This is a genomic window from Mucilaginibacter sp., from assembly GCF_039935595.1.
GTDB lineage: Bacteria > Bacteroidota > Bacteroidia > Sphingobacteriales > Sphingobacteriaceae > Mucilaginibacter.
Map to the genome: position 1 here is coordinate 1 of NZ_JBDTJZ010000019.1, position 19,757 is coordinate 19,757.

Below are 19,757 nucleotides of genomic sequence, written 5' to 3' on the forward strand. Positions count from 1 at the left end.
GTGCCTGGAAACCTACACCATCAATTGGTACACCGTTATCTTTTAACCTTTTTAAAAGTTTATAAATTTTACGGTGTTTATTTGGACTCTCGCTGCTGTAGTCGTTATAATATAATTTAGCTTTTGGGTCGGCTTCGTGGGCAAATCTAAATGCTGCGTCTATAAATTCAGGGCCGCCAAATGTGGTGTACCAATTGCTTTTACGATAGATTGATGTTGAGTCGGCGCTATCATCAACTGCCTCGTTTACCACATCCCAAGCATAAATTTTTCCTTTATAATGATTCACAACTGTAAAAATATGGTCTTTTAAACGTTGTAATAATAACTCTTTGCTGGCCGGTTTACCGTCAGGTCCTTTAAACATCCAAGATGCTTCCTGCGCATGCCATAGTAAATTGTGGCCGCGTACTTTAATATGGTGTCTTTCAGCAAATGCCACAATCGCATCGGCATTTTTCCAGTTGTATACGTTTTCTGATGGATGAATAAGTCCCATTTTCATATCATTCTCTGGGGTAAAGCTGTTAAATTCTTTTACGATCAATGCAGAATCTTCACTTAATGACCGTGGACCTACAGCTACACCTATCAGAAAATCCTTTTTAAAATAATCTTTTAACCCTTTATCAGGATCATTTCTTGGCGTAGTATTGGGCACTGACGATACCGCAGCGCTTTGTTTAGGCGTACATTGTGTAAAATTTAACACAATAGCTAACGCCGCAGTCAGGACGGTAATATCCCTTCTGTAATTTTTTAATAAGATTGTATTCATCAGAATGAATTTAATTGGTTTATAGCTGCTAAAATTAACAATATTTAACACTTATTTTCCAAGTGTTATTGTCACTTTTTTGTTTGAAAAGGTATTAAACCGTTTTTAGTACTTTTACACACATACAACCAATTGAGCAATCTTGTTTATGAAATTAATTTTCACAGCCCTGTTAGTCATCGGTATAGCATTATCGGTTAAGGCGCAAACAGACTCATTGCACGCCGCTGTTTATACTCCGAAGGGCAAGCCTGTACAGATGGGGAATGTTACCAAACAGCTAATTATATTGGGTACCACGCTTGATATTAAAAGATTTGAAGTGTATACCTTAACCCTTGAGCCCGGGAAAAAATACAGCTCAACCGCAACCGACAGAAAAAACGAACAGCTTATTGTTGTTAAAGATGGTAATATTAAAATAACGGTAAATGATACTGCTAAAACCGTTGGCCCCGGCAGTCTCGCTTTAATTTTGGCCGGCGATAAAATAGCTTTTGAAAACACCTCGGCACAACCGGTAAGCTGGTATGTTTTAAATTACCAGACATCAATGGAAAACCACCAACGCGGCCATGATGCCGGACCGTCTTTTTTAAAGGATTGGAAGGACCTGAAAGTAACTAAAACAGATAAAGGAGAAACGCGTAATGTGTACGACAGGCCAACAACCATGTTTGAGCGTTTTGATGTACATGCCACCGTATTAAATAATGGTTTTGACAGCCACGCCCCGCATACCCACCGCGCCGAAGAGCTGATATTGATGATAAACGGTAATTGCCAGTTTCAAATTGGGCAGGAGAAATTTCAGGCAAAAAATGGCGATGCCGTGCTAATGGCTTCAAAAGTGCCACATGCCGCACAAAATGTGGGTACCGCGCCTTGTAGTTATTATGCCATACAATGGCATTTATTAAAGGGTAATTAACGTATAAACGCAATACTTTACGTATATACCCAATTGCAAAAAAAAGAGACGCAAAATATTGCGTCTCTACATTAACATATGTTCTGATATTATTTTTCTACCTCGCTGGTATTCAAAAACACAAAGTTATTATCAAACATATCCAGCTTGATCTTACTGTCCCTATCTACTTTGCCGGCTAATATTTGTTTGGATAATTCATTTAAAATACGTTTTTGAATTACCCTTTTTAGCGGCCTTGCGCCAAACTGCGGGTCGTAACCCAATTGTGCCAGCCAATCTAAAGCTTCTTCTGATGCTTCGATCTCCACGCCCATTTCGGCTAAGGTATTTTGTACCTGTTTAAACTGCAGCTTAACAATTTCGGTTATTTCATTACGACTCAACGGTGTAAACATAATGATCTCGTCAATACGGTTTAAAAACTCCGGACGTATGGTTTGACGCAACAGCGTAAACAATTCGTTCTTAGTTTTAGCGATCACTTCATCTTTATTATCATCATCCAAGTCCTGGAAATTTTCTTGTATCAGGTTTGATCCGATGTTGGATGTCATGATGATGATGGTGTTTTTAAAGTTCACCACCCGTCCCTTGTTATCAGTTAAGTGCCCATCATCCAATACTTGTAAAAGGATGTTAAATACATCAGGGTGTGCTTTTTCTATCTCATCCAGCAATACTACGCTGTATTGTTTACGGCGCACGGCCTCGGTTAACTGTCCGCCTTCATCATAACCCACATAGCCGGGAGGCGCGCCTATTAAGCGCGATACTGAATGACGTTCCTGATATTCGGACATATCAATACGCACCAGCGCATTTTCGTCATTAAATAAATATTCGGCCAATGCTTTGGCTAACTCAGTTTTACCGACACCTGTTGTGCCTAAGAAAATAAATGATCCAATCGGCTTGCGTTTATCGTGCAAACCGGCACGGCTGCGGCGTATAGCATCGCTTATAGCCTCAATGGCTTCCTCCTGCCCTGCTACACGTTTATGCAGCTCTTCTTCCAGATTAAGCAGCTTTTCGCGCTCGCTTTGTATCATTTTGGTAACCGGGATACCTGTCCAGCGGGAAACTACACCTGCGATATCATCTGCGGTAACTTCCTCTTTAAGCATCCTGTTGTCTGCCTGGTTTTCCAGCAAGGCGGCTTTCAATTTCTCTACTTCTTCCTGCGCTTTGACTATAGTACCATAGCGTAATTCGGCTACTTTGCCATAGTCCCCGGCGCGTTCGGCTTGTTCGGCTTCTTGCTTGTAGTTTTCTATCTGTTCAACTTTTAAGTTGATGCCGTCTACCACATCCTTTTCGCCCTGCCATTTGGCACGTAACGAATCTCGCTCGGCGGATAGGTTGGCTATTTCCTCGCTCAGCTCTTTTACTTTTTTATCGTCTTTCTCCCGTTTAATGGCTTCGCGCTCAATTTCCAGCTGCATAATGCGGCGTTCCAGTTCGTCCACAGCTTCGGGTACCGAATCCATTTCGATACGCAGTTTTGAAGCGGCTTCGTCCATTAAGTCAATTGCCTTATCCGGTAAAAAGCGATCAGATATATAGCGTTGCGACATTTCTACCGCGGCAATGATAGCCTCGTCCCTAATGCGCACTTTATGGTGCGATTCGTAGCGTTCTTTCAATCCCCTTAAAATAGATATCGCATCCGCAGTATCAGGTTCATCTACCAATACCATCTGGAAACGTCGCTCTAAAGCCTTATCTTTTTCAATATATTTTTGGTATTCATTAAGCGTGGTTGCACCAATAGCTCTCAACTCGCCACGGGCCAATGCGGGTTTCAATATATTAGCCGCGTCCATAGCGCCTTCGCCGCCACCTGCACCTACCAGGGTATGTATCTCGTCAATAAATAATACGATCTCACCGTCTGCCTGGGTAACTTCTTTAATTACAGCTTTCAGGCGTTCTTCAAACTCACCTTTATACTTGGCACCGGCTATCAGCGCGCCCATATCCAGCGAATAAACGGTTTTGGTCTTTAAACTTTCGGGCACGTCGCCTTTAATAATACGGAAAGCAATACCCTCGGCAATGGCGGTTTTACCTACACCCGGCTCGCCAACCAGTATGGGGTTGTTTTTGGTGCGGCGCGATAATATTTGTATAACACGGCGTATCTCCTCATCACGACCGATAACCGGATCCAGTTTGCCCGATTCGGCATACTCATTTAGGTTTCGGGCGTATTTGTTTAAAGCATTATAGGTAGCCTCGGCATTTTGATCGGTTACTTTATTATCTCCGCGTAAGCCGATGATAGCTTTTTTAAGGTCTTTTTCGTTTACACCAAAATCTTTTAATGCGGTGCTGGCTTTATCGTTTACAGCTAAAATACCCAGTAATATATGTTCAACCGATACAAACTCGTCTTTAAATTCTTTGAGGTATGAAGTTGCCTTTTGAAGGACCGAGTTGGATGTAGATGATAAATAAACATCGCTGCCGCTAACTTTAGGAAAGCTGCTTATCAGGCTGTCTAACTGTTCGTTAAGTCGGTTAAGGTTAACGTTTAATTTTTTTAACAGGTAGGATATAACATTTTCATCAACCAATAATAAGCCTTTCAGTATATGTGCAGGTTCAATAGCCTGCTGCTGATTACCGGTGGTAATTTCTGAAGCTTTTTGTATAGCCTCCTGTGCTTTTATGGTAAAATTGTTAAAGTTCATAAGTAATAAGTTTTGTATTACTTAGCGCTCAAAACACTTGCCACGTTTAATTGATATGTTAAAATGGCATTTGAAATTAAAATGGGATGACGTTTTGTCCAGCTTAAAGTAACTTATCTATCTGTTTGTAAAGGGTCTTTTTGTCTGATGGTCTGGAGGCATTTGTGGTTACTATCTGCCCTTGTTTATTCATCAAGATATATGATGGATAACCCTCAAGTTTGTAAGTACCCATAAAAAGTTTTGAGGCGTCGCTCGTCAAAAAATAATTTTCTCCTTTAATGTTTTTTTCTTTTACAAGATTTTTCCAGTTAGTAACTAAAGATTGAAGACATAAATTTATAAATACCACATCTTTATTTGCCATAGCTTTTTGTAAGGCTGGTGTACTTCTCATTTCGTCTAAACAAGGTGCGCACCAGGTTGCATATACATCAACATATAATACTTTGCCCGGGTATTTTGCAGCCAGATAACTAAATACATCTGTTTTAGGAATATTAGAAACTACACCATTGGCCGATAAATATTTAACACCTGCTACGTTTGTTAACGGAAAAGCGGGTTTATTAGTAATATTGGTTTGTTTTTTTAATGCTGTATAATAGATCGCTTTGGTAAAATAGCTTTGCAGATCTTTCAATGAGTTAAGTATACCCGGTGTTTTGGTTGCAAACGATTTTAAATGATGGTATAGCATATAGTCCCGGCACTCACCTGCCGGTAATTTCAATATCAATGCTATTGTTTTTTTAAGGATAGCTTCTTGAGTATCTGTTTTCTCATTTATATTATCATCAGCTTCTTTAAGATAGGATACATACCATCCTAAATGATATGGAAATAGCATAGACTTAAAATTTTCTGGGTTATACATATCAAAAAAAGAATCGGCAAATACACTTATCCTGGCTTGTTTATCTGCGATTGAACCTTCTTTTATAACACCATAATCTGAAATCGTATTAGATATTAGAAATTTGATATCTGTTTTGGCCCAATTTACTACTATAGTATCCAAATTATTTTTACTGGCATATTCATTCAGCGCAATTAAATATCTATTGTAATCTTGCTTTACCTCGCTTAACATAGCTTTTGGTGCTAAAGTCATGTCGTATTTGTGATAAGGAAGATGGACTATATAATCAAAACATAAATTAAGCTGGGTTTTAATTAAAGCGTTATCACCGGTAATAGTAAGCCATTCAAATTTTGGTTTATTAAGCAATGACGCGTCAATTGTCAAATGCACCGAATCACGGGGTTGTACATATAAATTTATAAAGTAATTAGCGTAATTAATTGTCATGTTATGGGTGTATAACATATTCTGTTGTACCCTAAATTCACCCAACTCATTTATCTCTACGCTCGACGAGCCATCAACAAGCGGGTCCAGAAAATTAAATTTAAATACTTTGGGTGTTTTCTCTGTACAGTTAATAACCTTGCCGGTAATGATAACCGGTTTCATTTTTTGTGCATAGCATAATGTGGAAACTATACTTAATACAGCCATTAAAAAAAGCGACAGTTTTTTCATGGTTAAAATTCAGGTTTTGGTTTGTTAGGTAAACTTGCTATAAATAAATGAGTTAAGCAACAGGCAGCCGAAATTAATTAAAAGCTTTACTCCTCCCTTGCCTCTTTATAAAACTTATCACTAAAATTCACCAAAAATAACTCGTCGGTAGCGCGGGTGCAGGCGGTGTAAAACCAGCGGAGAAAATCCAGGTTTACCATATCATCGGTTAAATAGCCCTGATCAACAAATACGGCACCCCATTGGCCGCCCTGTGCTTTATGGCAGGTAATTGCGTAGGCGAATTTTATTTGCAGCGCATTATAATATGGGTTAAGCTTTAACTCGGCATGTTTAGCGCGTTTGTTGGTTATGTGGTCGTAATCTTTCATGGCCTCTAAATACAGGCGCTTTTGATCAACAGGATTCAGTGCAGGAGATTCGGAATATAATGTATCCAACAATATCTTGCAATCCAGTACCGGGTCCTCGGCATAATCAATAAACTCTATCTGCACATCCGCGAAGCGGAAACCATACATATCTTCTATCTTACGCACCTTCCTGATCTTGGCAATATCGCCATTGGCAATAAAACCGGTGCTGCTTTCCTCCTGCTCCTGCAGCCAGAAGTAATTGTTTTTAACGATCATGATCTGGTCGCCGCCGGTCAGCTCTTCCTCGCGCCAAAGCAGCCGGGCACGTATTTGCTTGTTATACAGGTTAGCGTTTTTGTTGGAACGGCAGATGATGAGCGTATTCTCGTTGCCATATTTATTATAGGCATACTCCAACCCTTCTTCCAGTCGCTCGCCCGTCATGCGGTACACATCTTTATAGCCCTTGGTGATGATCTGCGGCATGGTTTCCTTGCCTTTGCGTATCATATCGCGAATGCGGGTAACATTAAATAAGATACCCGAATCCTTTTGCTGGCGTAGCACATCCGTCATTTCGTAAGTAAACACATCCAGAAAAAACTCCGACTTCATAAGCTTCGCATCCAGCGCCGGGCTTTCGTCTGAACCAACCGGTGGTAACTGGGCGGTATCGCCAACCAATAGCAGCTTACAGTTCTTTTTATTATAAACGTATTTTACCAAATCGTTAAGTAACGTATCGCGGTTATTGCCGCTTATCTGATCAGACACCATAGAGGCCTCATCAACAATAAATAAAGTGTTATTAGCGAGATTATCAGCAATACTAAACGACTCATCCACATTCAAAGCTGACTTTTTGCGGTAGATGCGTTTATGTATGGTAAAAGCCTTACGACCCGAATAATTGGTTATTACTTTTGCTGCCCGCCCGGTTGGTGCCAGCAGCATCGATTTGTAGTTATAGTGCTTCAATGCTTTTACCAACGCGCCTAGTACCGTTGTTTTGCCCGTGCCGGCATAGCCTTTTAGTATAAAGCATTCGTCGCCTTTATCGCTTTCTAAAAACGTATGCAGCATGGCAAACAGCTCGGTTTGCTGCTCAGTTGGCTGGTGCGGAAAGGCTTGCTGAATATGTTGTGCTGACACTTTACAAAAATGCTGATAAGTAACCTAATTTAGTAATTCAAAAAAACATTACTTTTGCTTACAGCAATATGACCGAGCAAACTTATACGTATAACCATAACTCCTTTAACCTTAACGAGGCCGGTAATTATACTTTATTGATACAGGCAAATGCCAAAACATTTGATTATGCCATTACGCATAATAAAACTTTGATGTCATTGGGTACAAATTGCGCTGTTGATGAGTTAACGTCTTCGGATAAGTTGATGGCCGAATATAAACAAACAGTTATTACGGTACCTGCCAAAGCATTTACACTGGTACCCGTAAATTTATTTGATGCCGCCCGCCTGGCTGATATGGCCCGCGTACTGGATGTAAAAGAAAACGAAAAGGTGTTGGCACAAGTGCTGGATGAAGATAATTATGTAATATATAAATCTGATGAACAGTTGGTTAGAAACACCAGTTCATTAGATACTAAAAATATAAAATTTGCCCCCGACGGGTGGTTAAAAGCTATTGAGCAAAGCGGTCCTTCAAACAGTTACCTGCATTTAAACATCAATGGCACTTATGTGGAGTTTGCTTATTTTAAAGGGAACAAACTACGTTTTTATAACAAATTTGAGGCTACCAGCCCGGAGGAATTACTGTATTTTACCCTGATGGTGAGCAACGAATTGGAGTTGAAACAACAGCAAACCACTTTGGTACTAAGTGGAAGTATTAATCCCGGCGATGCGCACTATAAAAACCTGGCCGAATACTTTTTTAACGTGCGCTTAAACAGTCAGCAACCACTTGAATTACCTGCTGATATGGATATTCCGGCGCATCAATTATTATACCTGTCGGCCTTGTATTTATGCGCATTATAGGTGGCAGCTTAAAAGGGCTTCGGCTTAATCCCCCCAAAAATTTACCTGTACGCCCAACAACCGATCTGGCAAAAGAAGCCTTATTTAACATATTGCTTAACCTGGTTGAATTTGACGATATTAAAGTGCTTGACCTGTTTAGCGGCACGGGTAATATATCATTGGAATTTGCTTCGCGCGGGGCTAAGGAGGTGGTATCTGTTGATCGAAGCATACAGTGTATTCATTATTTGAAAGATACCGCGCGTCAGCATAAATTAGAGCAGATCAAGACCTTTAAAGCTGATGTTTTTAAATACCTGCAACTGGAAACCGACCAATACGACCTGATATTTGCCGACCCACCTTACGATTTGAACCAGATACCCGAAATACCGAAGATAATATTTGAAAAGAATTTGGTTGCGCCGGGAGGTTTATTGATAGTTGAACACCAGTCTATGCAAAATTTGAGTCAGCATCCGGCCTTTGTGGAGCAGCGTAAGTATGGGCATTCGTCGTTTTCGTTTTTTAGGCCTAAATAATTTGTCATTTCGAACGAGGTACGAGGAGAAATCTTAAACGCTTGCCTGTTCCGCGTTTAAGATTTCTCACTACGTTTCGAAATGACAATGAAATTTTGTTATAACTTTACATCAAATTATATAACCTCGCATGAAAATAGCGCTATTTCCCGGATCATTTGACCCTATTACCAAGGCCCACGTGGATATTGTTAAACGATCTGTTGGGTTATTTGATAAGGTTTACATAGGCATTGGCGCAAACAGCAGCAAACAGGGACTATTAAGCGTTGAAAAACGCGAACAAATGCTACGTGCTGTATTTGAAAGCGAACCTAAAATACACATCGTAGCCTATGATGGTTTAACGGTTGATTTTTGTAAAAGTATTGGCGCGCAATTTATGATACGCGGTATACGTACGGTATCTGACTTTGAGTATGAAAAAGCTATAGCGCAGATGAACCATGTTATGGCCCCCGAAATTGAGAGTATATTTATTGTAAGTAAGCCGGGTTATTCGTCCATCAGTTCAACCATTGTGCGCGAGATAATGCGTCATGGCGGTGATGTAAGCCAGTTTATTCCGAAAGAGGCGCAGGCATATCTGTAACCAGGTACGTTTTAACCAGCACATCCATAATAGACGGGAAGGTGTTGGCAATAATAGTATCTACATTTTTCTTTTTAAACCAGCGCACATCCGTAATACCTTCTTCTTTTTGAGGTTTTAATTTTTCCTGTCCGCGGCTTTTCATTTTATACCAATGGGTCTTTTTTAGCACTACTTCCTCACGGCTGATGTAGGCATGGTAAGTTTTGCATATTTTTGTACCTAACTGGCTCACCTTAATACCACATTCCTCTTCCACTTCGCGTACGGCAGCTTCTTTGGTTTTTTCGCCTTTTTCTATTTTGCCTTTGGGCAGGTCCCATTTATCATTGCGGTAAATAAACAAATAGGCTCCGGCAGTGTTTTTTACAATGCCACCGGCGGCTTCAATTAATGGCAGGCTTTGGCTTAATTTTTTTAAATATGCTTTGGCATCTGTGCATAATACATAAAACCTTGCTGCCTTGTGCGCTACTATCCAGGTATAAATTATTTTCAGATCAAAGGTCTGGGCATCAATTTGTTGATAATCATCTTTTGCCGCAGGTGCCAATTCTGTTATCAGTATTAGCTTTTCGTTAATATAAATTCTGTATTTTTGAGCCATGTTAAATAATACCGAGACCCAGCAACAAGTAGCCGAATTTCTGCTGCAAATTAAAGCAATTAAATTGCAACCTAATAATCCTTTTACATGGGCATCGGGATGGAAATCGCCAATATATTGCGATAACCGCGTTACGCTTTCACATCCTACCATACGAACTTACATACGCCAGCAATTAACAGAAGCTATAAGCGAAAAATTTGGTGCCGTTGGCTGTATTGCCGGTGTAGCAACAGCAGGTATACCGCAAGGCGCATTGGTAGCGCAGGAGCTGGGTCTGCCCTTTATATACGTACGATCAAAACCTAAAGAACACGGCACGGGCAGCCTTATTGAGGGCGATGTGGTTACAGGTAAACGGGTTGTTGTTATTGAAGATCTGATATCAACAGGTAAAAGCAGCTTACAAGCCGTTAACGCCTTGCGCGATGCCGGGTATGATGTGGCAGGTTTAGCGGCCATATTTAGCTATGGTTTTGATGTTGCCGATCAAAATTTTAAAAAAGCCAATTGCCCATACATTACGCTGTCAAACTATGATGCATTAATAGCCTACGCCGAAGAGCACCAGTATATTTTGCCCGCTGATGTAGCCATACTGAAACAATGGAGAGAGAACCCTGCGGAATGGGGAGTTAAGTAGTTATAAAGATTGAAGATTAAAGATTGGTTGATTACATTAATAACTAATCTTTAATCTTCAATAACCAATCTTTAAACATGAGTGTTTTTACAAGTACAGCAATAATTAACCGCCCGGTATCAGATGTTTATAATTTCCTGGCGGATATGAATAACCACAAGCAATTAATGCCTGAAAGTATTATTGACTGGTCTTCCACTACCGATACAGTAAACTTTAATATTCAAAATATGGCTAAGCTTTCTTTAAGAGTAGATAGCCGTACACCAGACTACCAGATTGTTATTATACCTGCCCAAACCCCGCCATTTGCCATGAAATTGGTTTGGCAGCTTGCCGCTGATGGCGATACCACAAAAGCAACCTTTACCATCAATGCCGAACTGAATATGATGATGAAAATGATGGCATCAGGTCCGTTGCAAAAACTGGCCGACCATGAAACGAGCAGCCTTGCGGCTGCAGTTAAATAGTGATTAGTTAATCAGAGATTAGTTTAGTTTGCGACTTACGAATATTCAACTAATCTCTAATCACTAATTAACTAATCACTATAAAAGACTACCTTTGCGGCAAATTACACGTGCAGCATGATCACCGTATCCAATCTATCCTTACGTTACGGAAAACGTACCCTTTTTGAAGATGTTAACCTGAAATTTACCCAGGGAAACTGTTATGGCATTATTGGCGCCAATGGTGCCGGTAAATCTACTTTTCTAAAAATACTTTCGGGCGATATTGACCCTACCAGCGGGTCGGTAAGTTTTACCCCCGGCGAGCGTATGGCCGTACTGAGCCAAAATCACTATGCTTTTGATGAGTTTACAGTTTTAGAGACCGTTATGATGGGGCATAAAGAAATGTATGCCGTAATGAAGGAAAAAGACGCCATATACCTTAAGGAGGACTTTAACGATGCCGATGGCGAGCGTGCCGGCGAACTAGAAAACCTGTTTGCCGAAATGGATGGCTGGAACGCCGAAAGTAATGCCGCTACCCTATTGAGTAACCTGGGTATTAAAGAAGAGTTTCATTATAGCCTGGTTAAGGATCTGGACAATACACAAAAAGTACGCGTATTATTGGCACAGGCCCTGTTTGGCAAACCGGATATTTTATTGCTGGATGAGCCTACCAATGATCTGGATATACATACCGTTAGCTGGCTGGAAGACTTTTTGGCAAGCTATGAAGCTATTGTACTGGTAGTATCGCACGACAGGCACTTTTTAGATACCGTGTGTACGCACGTGGTTGATATTGACTTTGCCAAAATGACCATTTATACCGGTAACTATACGTTCTGGTACGAATCGAGCCAGTTGGCCTTGAAACAGCGTGCCGATCAGAATAAAAAGGCTGAGGACAGGGTTAAGGAGTTGCAGGATTTTATTCGCCGCTTTAGTGCCAACGCCTCTAAATCAAAGCAGGCTACCAGTCGTAAAAAGGCTTTGGATAAGATAAACCTGGACGAGATACAGCCATCAAACCGTAAATACCCGGGTATTATATTTAATAATCTGGGTCGTGAAGCGGGCGACCAGATATTGCAGATAGAAAAACTAAGCAAAAAGCTTAACGACGAAGTATTGTTTAGCAACATTAACCTGATGGTAAACAAGGGCGATAAAATTGCCGTACTATCCAACAATAGTTTAGCTACAACTGCTTTTTACAACATACTTACCGGGCGCGATAAAGATTTTAAAGGCGAGTTTAAATGGGGCGTAACCATTAACGTGGCCGATATCCCGATGGATAATGCCGATTACTTTAAAGGGAAGGACGATAACCTGATAGATTGGCTGCGCGAATACTCGCCGGGCGAAAAGGATGACCAGTTTATACGCGGCTTTTTGGGTAGGATGTTGTTTAGCGGCGAGGAAGTATTGAAGAAAAGTAATGTACTGTCAGGCGGCGAAAAAATGCGCTGTATGTTTAGCCGTATGATGCTGCAGCAGGCCAACTTATTAATGTTTGACGAGCCAACCAATCACCTCGATCTGGAATCTATCACCGCGCTAAATAATGGCATGAAGGATTTTAGGGGCACTATGCTGTTTACCTCGCGAGATCATGAACTGGTAGAAACTGTGGCCAACCGTATTATTGAACTCACACCAAAAGGAATTATTGATAAACTAATGACTTACGATGAATACATTAACAGCGATGCCGTAGAAAAGCTGCGCGAGGAAATGTATTCTTAGTCCGGAAGTCGGGGAAGTCCGGAAGATAGCGAGGATTCAACTTTTTCTGTCTTTCCGACTTACGGACTTTCGGACTTCGAAAAAAAATCCGTTTCTTTGCAATCCCCAAACACGACTTGGTAGCTCAGCCGGTAGAGCAACTGACTCTTAATCAGTGGGTCGAGAGTTCGATCCTCTCCCAGGTCACTTTTAATATTGAAAGCCTAAAGCGAAAAGCTTTAGGCTTTCTTGTTTTTATAATAATTAGCGGTGCTTATGAGCAGGATTTTTTTGGTAAAATGGTTTACAAAGGTTTACATAATTAGCGAAAAAATATGTTAAATATTTGATTATCAATTATTTGATAAAAATAAGTGTAAACCCTAAATGATAACCACCGAAAATGCTTTTTAGGTCACATTTGTCACTTGCCATTAAGTTAAATAATTACGACAAATAAATAAAGTAAATAGCTATTAATCAATTAGTAAAGATTTCAATTCCCTCTAAAAACTCTAATTGAAAACTTCGCAACTTTTGAAAACTACAAAATTTAGTTTATTCACTATCGCGAGCATTCCCGCATGTAGAATTTTCATATCTTAGTAATATGAGTAAGCCAATAACAACCGGTATTCATGATAACTTAAAAGACGGCATAGAAACCCTTTCGGGCGAAAGCATGGACGGTGTTACGGTGCATTATAACAGCAACCAACCCGCGCAGTTAAATGCCATTGCCTACGCACAGGGCGCAGCTATACATTTGGCCCCCGGCCAGGAAAAGCACTTGCCGCACGAAACATGGCATGTGGTACAGCAGCAACAAGGCAGGGTAAAACCAACAGCACAGCTAAAGGGCGACGTAATTGTGAATGCTGATAGTGAACTGGAAAAAGAAGCTGATAAAATGGGACAAAAAGCTACCGGTTCTATTTCTAATCATAAAAAATAACTTTAACGTCAATTGGTGTTTTAAAACTATTTTACCGATTTTTTATTTAATGGTATGGTAAGCCATTATATAGTGGCTACATTTATCAATATATGGCCGACAACAACAAACAAAGTTACCTAACCAAAGTATGGCAAACGGTGGGTATAGTTGCCCTTTTAGTAGTAACTATATTGGTTATCCGGGTAGCATTCAGCATATTATTACTGGTGCTTTCCGGTATTTTAATATCAGTATACTTTCACGGGTTGGGCGATGCGGTGCAGCGTCGTACCAAACTGGGCCGTAAATGGGCAATGGTTATTAGTATAGCGGGATCATTGGTACTGCTTACGGGCTTGTTTTGGTTTATGGGCACCAAAATACAGCAGCAGGTTGCCGAACTGAGCAATACCCTGCCCCAAACCCTCAATACCGCGCGCACCAAATTAGATCAAACCTGGATAGGACACATGGCATTAGACAGTTTTAAGGGCGGCGGCTCGCAAAAACTGGTAGCCACTGTGCAAAGTTTATTCAGCACCACATTTGGTGTATTGGGCGATCTGTATATCATTATTTTTCTGGGAATATTTTTTACAGCCAGTCCTTCGCTTTACAAGAATGGTTTACTGGTATTGGTGCCTGCAAGTAAAAAAGAGGTGGCCGGCTGCATTATGGACCGTGTTAGCCTCTCGCTTAAAGGCTGGTTAAAGGGGATGTTGTTTTCAATGTTGTTGATCACCATCATTATCGGGGCCACCTTAACCATAATTGGGGTTCCGGTTGCTTTTATATTGGCGCTGATAACCGGGTTGCTGGAGCTGGTACCCAATATAGGTTCGTTAATAGCCATGATACCCGGCGTTTTACTGGCACTTACCATGGGCACCAATACGGCTATACTTGTAGCCATAGTATATATCACCGCCCAAACACTGGTAGCCAATATAGTTACGCCGTTAATTCAGAAAAAAATGATCAACCTGCCCCCTGCCCTTACTTTAATAAGTCAGCTTATTATGGGCACGGTATCAGGTGCTTTGGGCATTATACTGGCCGTACCCCTGCTGGCCATTATTATTATACTGGTAGATGAGCTATACGTTAAAAAAATAGCCGGCAATACCAAGGTTGAACTGAAGGAAGAGCCGCTGAAATAGTTGTGAAATTTTAGAATATCTATGTTCTTAGGATAGAATTAGTACGCTGAATTATAGTTAGTTGTTTGCTGTCTTACTTATCGCATCGCGTAAAAAATCATTAATGTGGTCAGCGCGTATATTAAACTCTTTTTCAAACATATCTTTATAACTGGTATACTCCATTGCACGTTTTAAGCCGTTTATCCCCCCTGTTTATATACCAAGCTGCATATCAGGCCCTGTACAGCACTGCCCGGATTGGTATGGGCATCTGTGTACCAAAAATCATCAACGTTATTTAAATTCACTCCAGGGTGTTGCAACAGGTATTTATTTACTCTTTTAATATGCCATTCTACATTGTGACCCATACTCCCAGCATAAAAAACTGCCAGGCCCATCTGTATTGGTGATTTTGGGATACAAATGATTTAAGTACAAATGCACAACTTCATGAAAATAGTTTTCGCCCAGACCACCGCAAAATACCCGGTTATCCTTGTCATCAGATTTACCGGATGGCACCGGCAAATTGCCCATAAGCAAAGCGTAGTCAAATCCTTGTATTTATATAATTCCTCCATATCGTCGGCAAGGTAATAGCGTATATTAATTGGCTTAAGGCCCCAATCCTTTTCAAGCTTTTTAATGTTATTTATTAAGCTATCAGCAGATCTTGAATTAAATTTATGATAAGACGGATAATAGGGGCTGACCAAAAAGCAGATGCACGCGTGCCGCGTGTGCCCCCTCGCGTAAGAATACAGCATTAAAAAGCGGGCACATTCTTGTAAGAGCGTCCGTTTTTTTTTGAAATCTCAGCATTAAAATTAAATTTGCCTGATATAAGCCATCTGGCCTTTAATTTAAACCTTACACAACAATGAAAAGAATTTTAGCATTTGCACTTATTGTAACAAGCCTTTTATCATGCAAAAAAGGCGAAAATACCGCACCCGAAACACCATCTTCAGGAACACTAAATGTATATACCGTTGATAATGATAACGTAAGCATACTTCGTCAAAATTTAGATGGGACGGCTCCCAAAAGCTTGGTGGCCTACCAGCAGGATGCGGGCAAAAATATTTTTATTGGTGACGTGTCTGCCAATACACCGGTTACCAAAATTGCTTATTTATTGCGTAAAGGCGAACCCGGTGCGTATTTAACAGAGCTACACCTTGCGGCAGCCGATGGAAGTAATGACCGTGTTTTAAAGAGCTACAAACAAAACAACGTGTATCCGCTTATGGTGAAAATAGGTAACAATGGGATTATTTATTATACTTATAGGGACTTTAATGATGATAGTTACCAACTTTACTCCATTAATGAAAATGGAACGGGGGAAACTAAAATTAGCGGTGTGTTTAGGGGCATAAGTGATATTACGGCCGATGGAAAGTATGTAGTTGCGCTTTCTGATTTGAGTAATCTTTTACGCCTTAATTATTTTGACGTAACAGCCAATGGAGACGTAAGAAACGCTTTATATACCGACCTGTCTATTTCCGGTTTACGACAGGCGCGCATATCTCCCGATGGAAAGAAATTGATAGCGCTTTATCTTAGTTACGGAATAAAGTGTCGCATTATTGATCTGGCTACAAAGAAGTATACTGATGTGTCAATTACCACCGGATTGGCAGGCGACGCTTATCATTATTATATGTCATTAGCTCCTGATAATGATAAGATCATTTTTATGGCCCAAGGTAGTTCATCATCAACAAGTTATATCTACAGTCAAACCTCTGGTCAAATAACCCAGTTCAATAACGTTACCAACGGTGTAGCCCAAGGTTACATTTTTTGAGTTACGTTATGATTGTCAACAGCATACCACCCGCGTATGCTGTTGAAGATACTGCTGTATGCTTGTAGTGTAAAGATCTACACAGGCCGTAAGAAAGCTAAAGCCTTGCTACAGGATATTCACTTCATGTGGTTATCAGGTATGAGTAGGCCCGATTTCCGCACGATCAATAACTTTCGCAGTTCAAAGGCAAAAGAAGCAATAGAACATTTATTTCAACAGATGCTTTTGTTCCTGACGGATCATGGCTATATCAAAATGGAGAACCACTTCTGCGATGGCAGCACGATCTCGGCCGATTGCAATAAGCATAAAATGGTATGGAAGAAGAATGCCGAGCGATTTAAAGCCGGTACAGAGGAAAAATGTCGGGGTTTAAGTATATCTGAGCACTGCTGTTTAGCGAAAAAATGATTGCAAATAATGAAAGCAGGTACCTTATCATAAAACATAATTACAAAAAACCATGTTTCAATCCACGCCGGTTAACACAATTTAACATTTATCTTTTTTTTATAACACTCTTTTTTTCAATTAATTTCAATAGTATATTTGTATAACTTTAGTAATAAAGCATCCTCAAAACTGTTACATACGTATAGGTATTAACTAAAACATTTTAATTATGAAGTATCTTAATTTGTTTAAAATTATAGCTATTGCTGCTATAATGGTTTTTACGGTGGCAGGTTGTACCCGCACGTATGTCAGACCGGCTTATTACTATCCACCGGGAAATGCGGCTACAGATGTGGCAGCAGTTAGTTTTATTAACGCTTCGCCCGATGCACCGGCGTTAAATTTGTATCTGGATAAGAACATGGTGGGCGGCTCGTACCGCTATGCGGATCACTCCAATTATTTTTATGCCTATACCGGCACGCGCACCGCATCTGTTTACGAAAGCAGTACTCAGGAGTACAGTGCCAATATTGTATTAACAAGGGATAAATATTATTCGCTGTTCCTGGCGGGAAAAATTGCAAGCCCTGAATATGTTTTACTGGAAGATAGCCTTACCAGGCCCGCAATTGGCAAAACCAACGTCAGGTTTGTAAATATGAGCCTGGGCTCGGGGTCGCTTGATCTGGTTGCAAATGGTACCCTATTGGTAAATGGCCGTACTTATAAGCAAAATAGCGGTTATGTAGCCGTTGCCGGCGATACCAAATATATATTTACAATACGCGATCATGGCAGTACTGTAGATAAAGTGACGTTACCCGAAACCACCCTGGCAGCAGGCCATAGTTATACTATTTGGGCCAAAGGCGTTTATACAGATCCGGGGGTTACAGGACTTGGTGGCGAGATAATGACGAATTATTAAACATACTTGCTTCCAATTTAAAGGAATAATCATATATTTAATTTTCCAATTAAACCATTATGCTATCCTTTAAAAAATTAATGCAAGCTGCCTTTGTAGCCGCAAGCCTGCTATTTACCGGCGTTATTGCCAATGCCCAGGTGTATATTAAGCCGCCTATTATGCAGGCCAACTGGAGTTACCCGTACGAGCCATTCCGCATTGTGGGTAATTTGTACTATGTGGGCACTTATGATCTGGCCTGTTACTTAATTACCACCCCAAAAGGGCATATTTTAATTAATACAGGACTGGCGGATGCTACTCCCATGATCATACAGCATATTGAGAGCCTGGGCTTTAAAGTGAAAGATATTAAAATTTTGCTGGCTACCCATGGCCATTATGATCATGTTGCAGGCATGGCTGAGTTAAAAAAGCTAACCGGTGCCAAAATACTTATCAATAAAAGGGATGCTGCAGTACTTGCTGACGGAGGAAACTCTGATTATGTATTTGGCGGCAAGGGCATGACCTTCCCTCCAGTTAAACCTGATGGCTTGTTAGACAATAACGACGTTGTAAAACTTGGCGATATGAAAATTACATGTATACCAACACCTGGCCATACCCCGGGCGCAACCAGCTTTTTGTTTGACGTGAAGGATGAAAAACGTACTTACAAGGTGTTGATTGCAAATATGCCTACCGTTTTAGATGACGCTAACTTGGTAACAGGCATGCCACTATATCCTGATGTAGCTAAAGATTATGCAACAACGTTTGAAACCATGCGGAAATTGCAGTTTGATATTTTCCTGGCCTCGCACGCGGCGCAGTTTAACATGCATCAAAAGCATAAACCCGGCGATGCTTATAACCCCGATGTATTTATTGACCGAAAGGGATATGACGCTGCCTTGGATAACTTTTATAGACTATATCAACGAAAGTTAAAGCAATAAGCATTATAACAAGAATTTGAAAAACCTTTTACAATAGTAAAAGGTTTTTTTATATCCTTGTGAGACACCACATAATTTATGACGTTGCCCAGCGTTACATAATTGTTATTATTGCTTGATAATATTGCTATTTTTTGCAAAAAATAGCCTTAAATGCTTAAATTTTTGTATTTTTAAGCATTAATTATCCTTGCGAAGTAATTGCCCGTACAAGTCCAATAATGTAACGCATGACTCCAGTTCATAATAAAGATATCGGAACCAAACAAAAAGCGCTGGCTATTAACCTTAACCCTAAAATTTATGGCTCATTTGCCGAAATTGGAGCTGGGCAGGATGTAGCAGCCAACTTTTTTAAGGCCGGTGCAGCATCAGAGACTATCGCCAAAACCATGTCGGCTTATGATATGATATTTTCTGATGCCATATACGGAGCACAAAAAGGACGCCGGTATGTTAGCGAACCACGTTTGATATCCATGCTTGAGCGCGAGTACGGGCTGTTAATTGAGCGCCTTGCCGAGCAACGCGGCGAACGAACCACTTTCTTTGCTTTTTCCGATACGGTATCGGCCTTAAATTATCATAAAACCAATGATGGCCATGGTTGGATGGGTGTGCGTTTCCAGTTAGATCCTGGTGGCGAACATAACGATGTAGTAATACACTTTAAATTATTGGATAATGATAATAACCTGCAGCAGC

The 19,757-nt window shown here is 40.5% G+C and carries 19 protein-coding genes, 1 tRNA gene and 1 pseudogene; 15 read left to right on the forward strand and 6 right to left on the reverse strand.

Features of this window, described 5'->3' with window-relative positions; translation table 11 throughout:
* On the reverse strand, positions 1–778 hold a 778-nt coding region (locus tag ABI367_RS00940; RefSeq protein ID WP_462229033.1), incomplete at its 3' end, for an endo-1,4-beta-xylanase.
* 148 nt (positions 779–926) lie between these two features.
* Here ABI367_RS00940 and ABI367_RS00945 point away from each other — a divergent pair.
* Positions 927–1,709, forward strand: a complete 783-nt coding sequence (locus tag ABI367_RS00945; protein ID WP_462229035.1) for a cupin domain-containing protein — start codon at positions 927–929, stop codon at positions 1,707–1,709.
* An 89-nt stretch (positions 1,710–1,798) separates the two neighbouring features.
* Here ABI367_RS00945 and clpB read toward each other — a convergent pair whose 3' ends face one another.
* The 3 genes from clpB to ABI367_RS00960 all read right to left on the reverse strand — a co-directional run bounded on the left by clpB (position 1,799) and on the right by ABI367_RS00960 (position 7,459).
* A complete protein-coding gene (clpB, locus tag ABI367_RS00950) occupies positions 1,799–4,405 on the reverse strand; it encodes an ATP-dependent chaperone ClpB (RefSeq protein WP_462229037.1) in 2,607 nt (868 codons plus the stop codon).
* Positions 4,406–4,508: 103 nt separating this feature from the next.
* Positions 4,509–5,951 carry a TlpA family protein disulfide reductase gene (locus tag ABI367_RS00955; protein WP_462229039.1) on the reverse strand — a complete coding sequence of 481 codons (1,443 nt, stop codon included), beginning with the start codon at positions 5,949–5,951 and terminating at the stop codon, positions 4,509–4,511.
* Between the two features lie 86 nt (positions 5,952–6,037).
* Positions 6,038–7,459, reverse strand: a complete 1,422-nt coding sequence (locus ABI367_RS00960; protein WP_462229041.1) for an ATP-dependent DNA helicase — start codon at positions 7,457–7,459, stop codon at positions 6,038–6,040.
* Between the two features lie 68 nt (positions 7,460–7,527).
* On the opposite strand from ABI367_RS00960, the gene ABI367_RS00965 reads away from it, so the two are divergent.
* The 3 genes from ABI367_RS00965 to coaD all read left to right on the forward strand — a co-directional run bounded on the left by ABI367_RS00965 (position 7,528) and on the right by coaD (position 9,438).
* Positions 7,528–8,322, forward strand: a complete 795-nt coding sequence (locus tag ABI367_RS00965) for a DUF3822 family protein (protein WP_462229043.1) — start codon at positions 7,528–7,530, stop codon at positions 8,320–8,322.
* Positions 8,310–8,846, forward strand: a complete 537-nt coding sequence (gene rsmD, locus ABI367_RS00970; protein ID WP_462229045.1) for a 16S rRNA (guanine(966)-N(2))-methyltransferase RsmD — start codon at positions 8,310–8,312, stop codon at positions 8,844–8,846. The genes ABI367_RS00965 and rsmD overlap by 13 nt, the downstream gene beginning before the upstream one ends.
* A 130-nt stretch (positions 8,847–8,976) precedes the next feature.
* Positions 8,977–9,438 (forward strand): pantetheine-phosphate adenylyltransferase, encoded by a 462-nt coding sequence (coaD, locus tag ABI367_RS00975; RefSeq protein ID WP_462229047.1) that lies wholly within the window; start codon positions 8,977–8,979, stop codon positions 9,436–9,438.
* Here the strand turns inward: coaD and ABI367_RS00980 are convergent.
* Complete coding sequence (locus ABI367_RS00980) at positions 9,407–10,045, reverse strand: NUDIX hydrolase (RefSeq protein ID WP_462229049.1); 639 nt, start codon at positions 10,043–10,045, stop codon at positions 9,407–9,409. The genes coaD and ABI367_RS00980 overlap by 32 nt on opposite strands.
* Between ABI367_RS00980 and pyrE the strand changes: the two genes are divergently transcribed.
* From pyrE to ABI367_RS01010, 6 genes are all read left to right on the forward strand, one after another.
* Positions 10,044–10,688 carry an orotate phosphoribosyltransferase gene (pyrE, locus tag ABI367_RS00985; protein ID WP_462229051.1) on the forward strand — a complete coding sequence of 215 codons (645 nt, stop codon included), beginning with the start codon at positions 10,044–10,046 and terminating at the stop codon, positions 10,686–10,688. The genes ABI367_RS00980 and pyrE overlap by 2 nt on opposite strands.
* Positions 10,689–10,765: 77 nt before the next feature.
* Entirely contained in the window at positions 10,766–11,161 is a 396-nt protein-coding gene (locus ABI367_RS00990) for an SRPBCC family protein (protein WP_462229053.1), read from the forward strand.
* Between the two features lie 117 nt (positions 11,162–11,278).
* Positions 11,279–12,901 carry an ABC-F family ATP-binding cassette domain-containing protein gene (locus ABI367_RS00995; protein WP_462229055.1) on the forward strand — a complete coding sequence of 541 codons (1,623 nt, stop codon included), beginning with the start codon at positions 11,279–11,281 and terminating at the stop codon, positions 12,899–12,901.
* Positions 12,902–13,014: 113 nt separating this feature from the next.
* Positions 13,015–13,087, forward strand: a tRNA-Lys gene (locus tag ABI367_RS01000).
* A gap of 403 nt (positions 13,088–13,490) precedes the next feature.
* A complete protein-coding gene (locus ABI367_RS01005; RefSeq protein WP_462229057.1) occupies positions 13,491–13,835 on the forward strand; it encodes an eCIS core domain-containing protein in 345 nt (114 codons plus the stop codon).
* Between the two features lie 92 nt (positions 13,836–13,927).
* Complete coding sequence (locus ABI367_RS01010) at positions 13,928–14,977, forward strand: AI-2E family transporter (RefSeq protein ID WP_462229059.1); 1,050 nt, start codon at positions 13,928–13,930, stop codon at positions 14,975–14,977.
* Between the two features lie 182 nt (positions 14,978–15,159).
* Here the strand turns inward: ABI367_RS01010 and ABI367_RS01015 are convergent, their stop codons facing one another.
* Positions 15,160–15,330, reverse strand: coding sequence for a hypothetical protein (locus ABI367_RS01015; protein WP_462229061.1), 171 nt, complete (start codon positions 15,328–15,330; stop codon positions 15,160–15,162).
* A 512-nt stretch (positions 15,331–15,842) separates the two neighbouring features.
* Between ABI367_RS01015 and ABI367_RS01020 the strand changes: the two genes are divergently transcribed.
* The 5 genes and pseudogenes from ABI367_RS01020 to ABI367_RS01040 all read left to right on the forward strand — a co-directional run.
* A complete protein-coding gene (locus ABI367_RS01020; protein WP_462229065.1) occupies positions 15,843–16,778 on the forward strand; it encodes a hypothetical protein in 936 nt (311 codons plus the stop codon).
* Between the two features lie 12 nt (positions 16,779–16,790).
* A complete protein-coding gene (locus tag ABI367_RS01025; protein WP_462229067.1) occupies positions 16,791–17,192 on the forward strand; it encodes a transposase in 402 nt (133 codons plus the stop codon).
* Between the two features lie 211 nt (positions 17,193–17,403).
* Entirely contained in the window at positions 17,404–18,108 is a 705-nt protein-coding gene (locus ABI367_RS01030) for a DUF4397 domain-containing protein (protein WP_462229069.1), read from the forward strand.
* 59 nt (positions 18,109–18,167) lie between these two features.
* The gene (bla, locus tag ABI367_RS01035; RefSeq protein WP_462229071.1) at positions 18,168–19,052 is read left to right on the forward strand and encodes a subclass B3 metallo-beta-lactamase; all 885 of its coding nucleotides are present in this window, start codon (positions 18,168–18,170) and stop codon (positions 19,050–19,052) included.
* Positions 19,053–19,282: 230 nt separating this feature from the next.
* Positions 19,283–19,757: pseudogene (locus tag ABI367_RS01040) on the forward strand (TonB-dependent receptor); the annotation flags it as partial.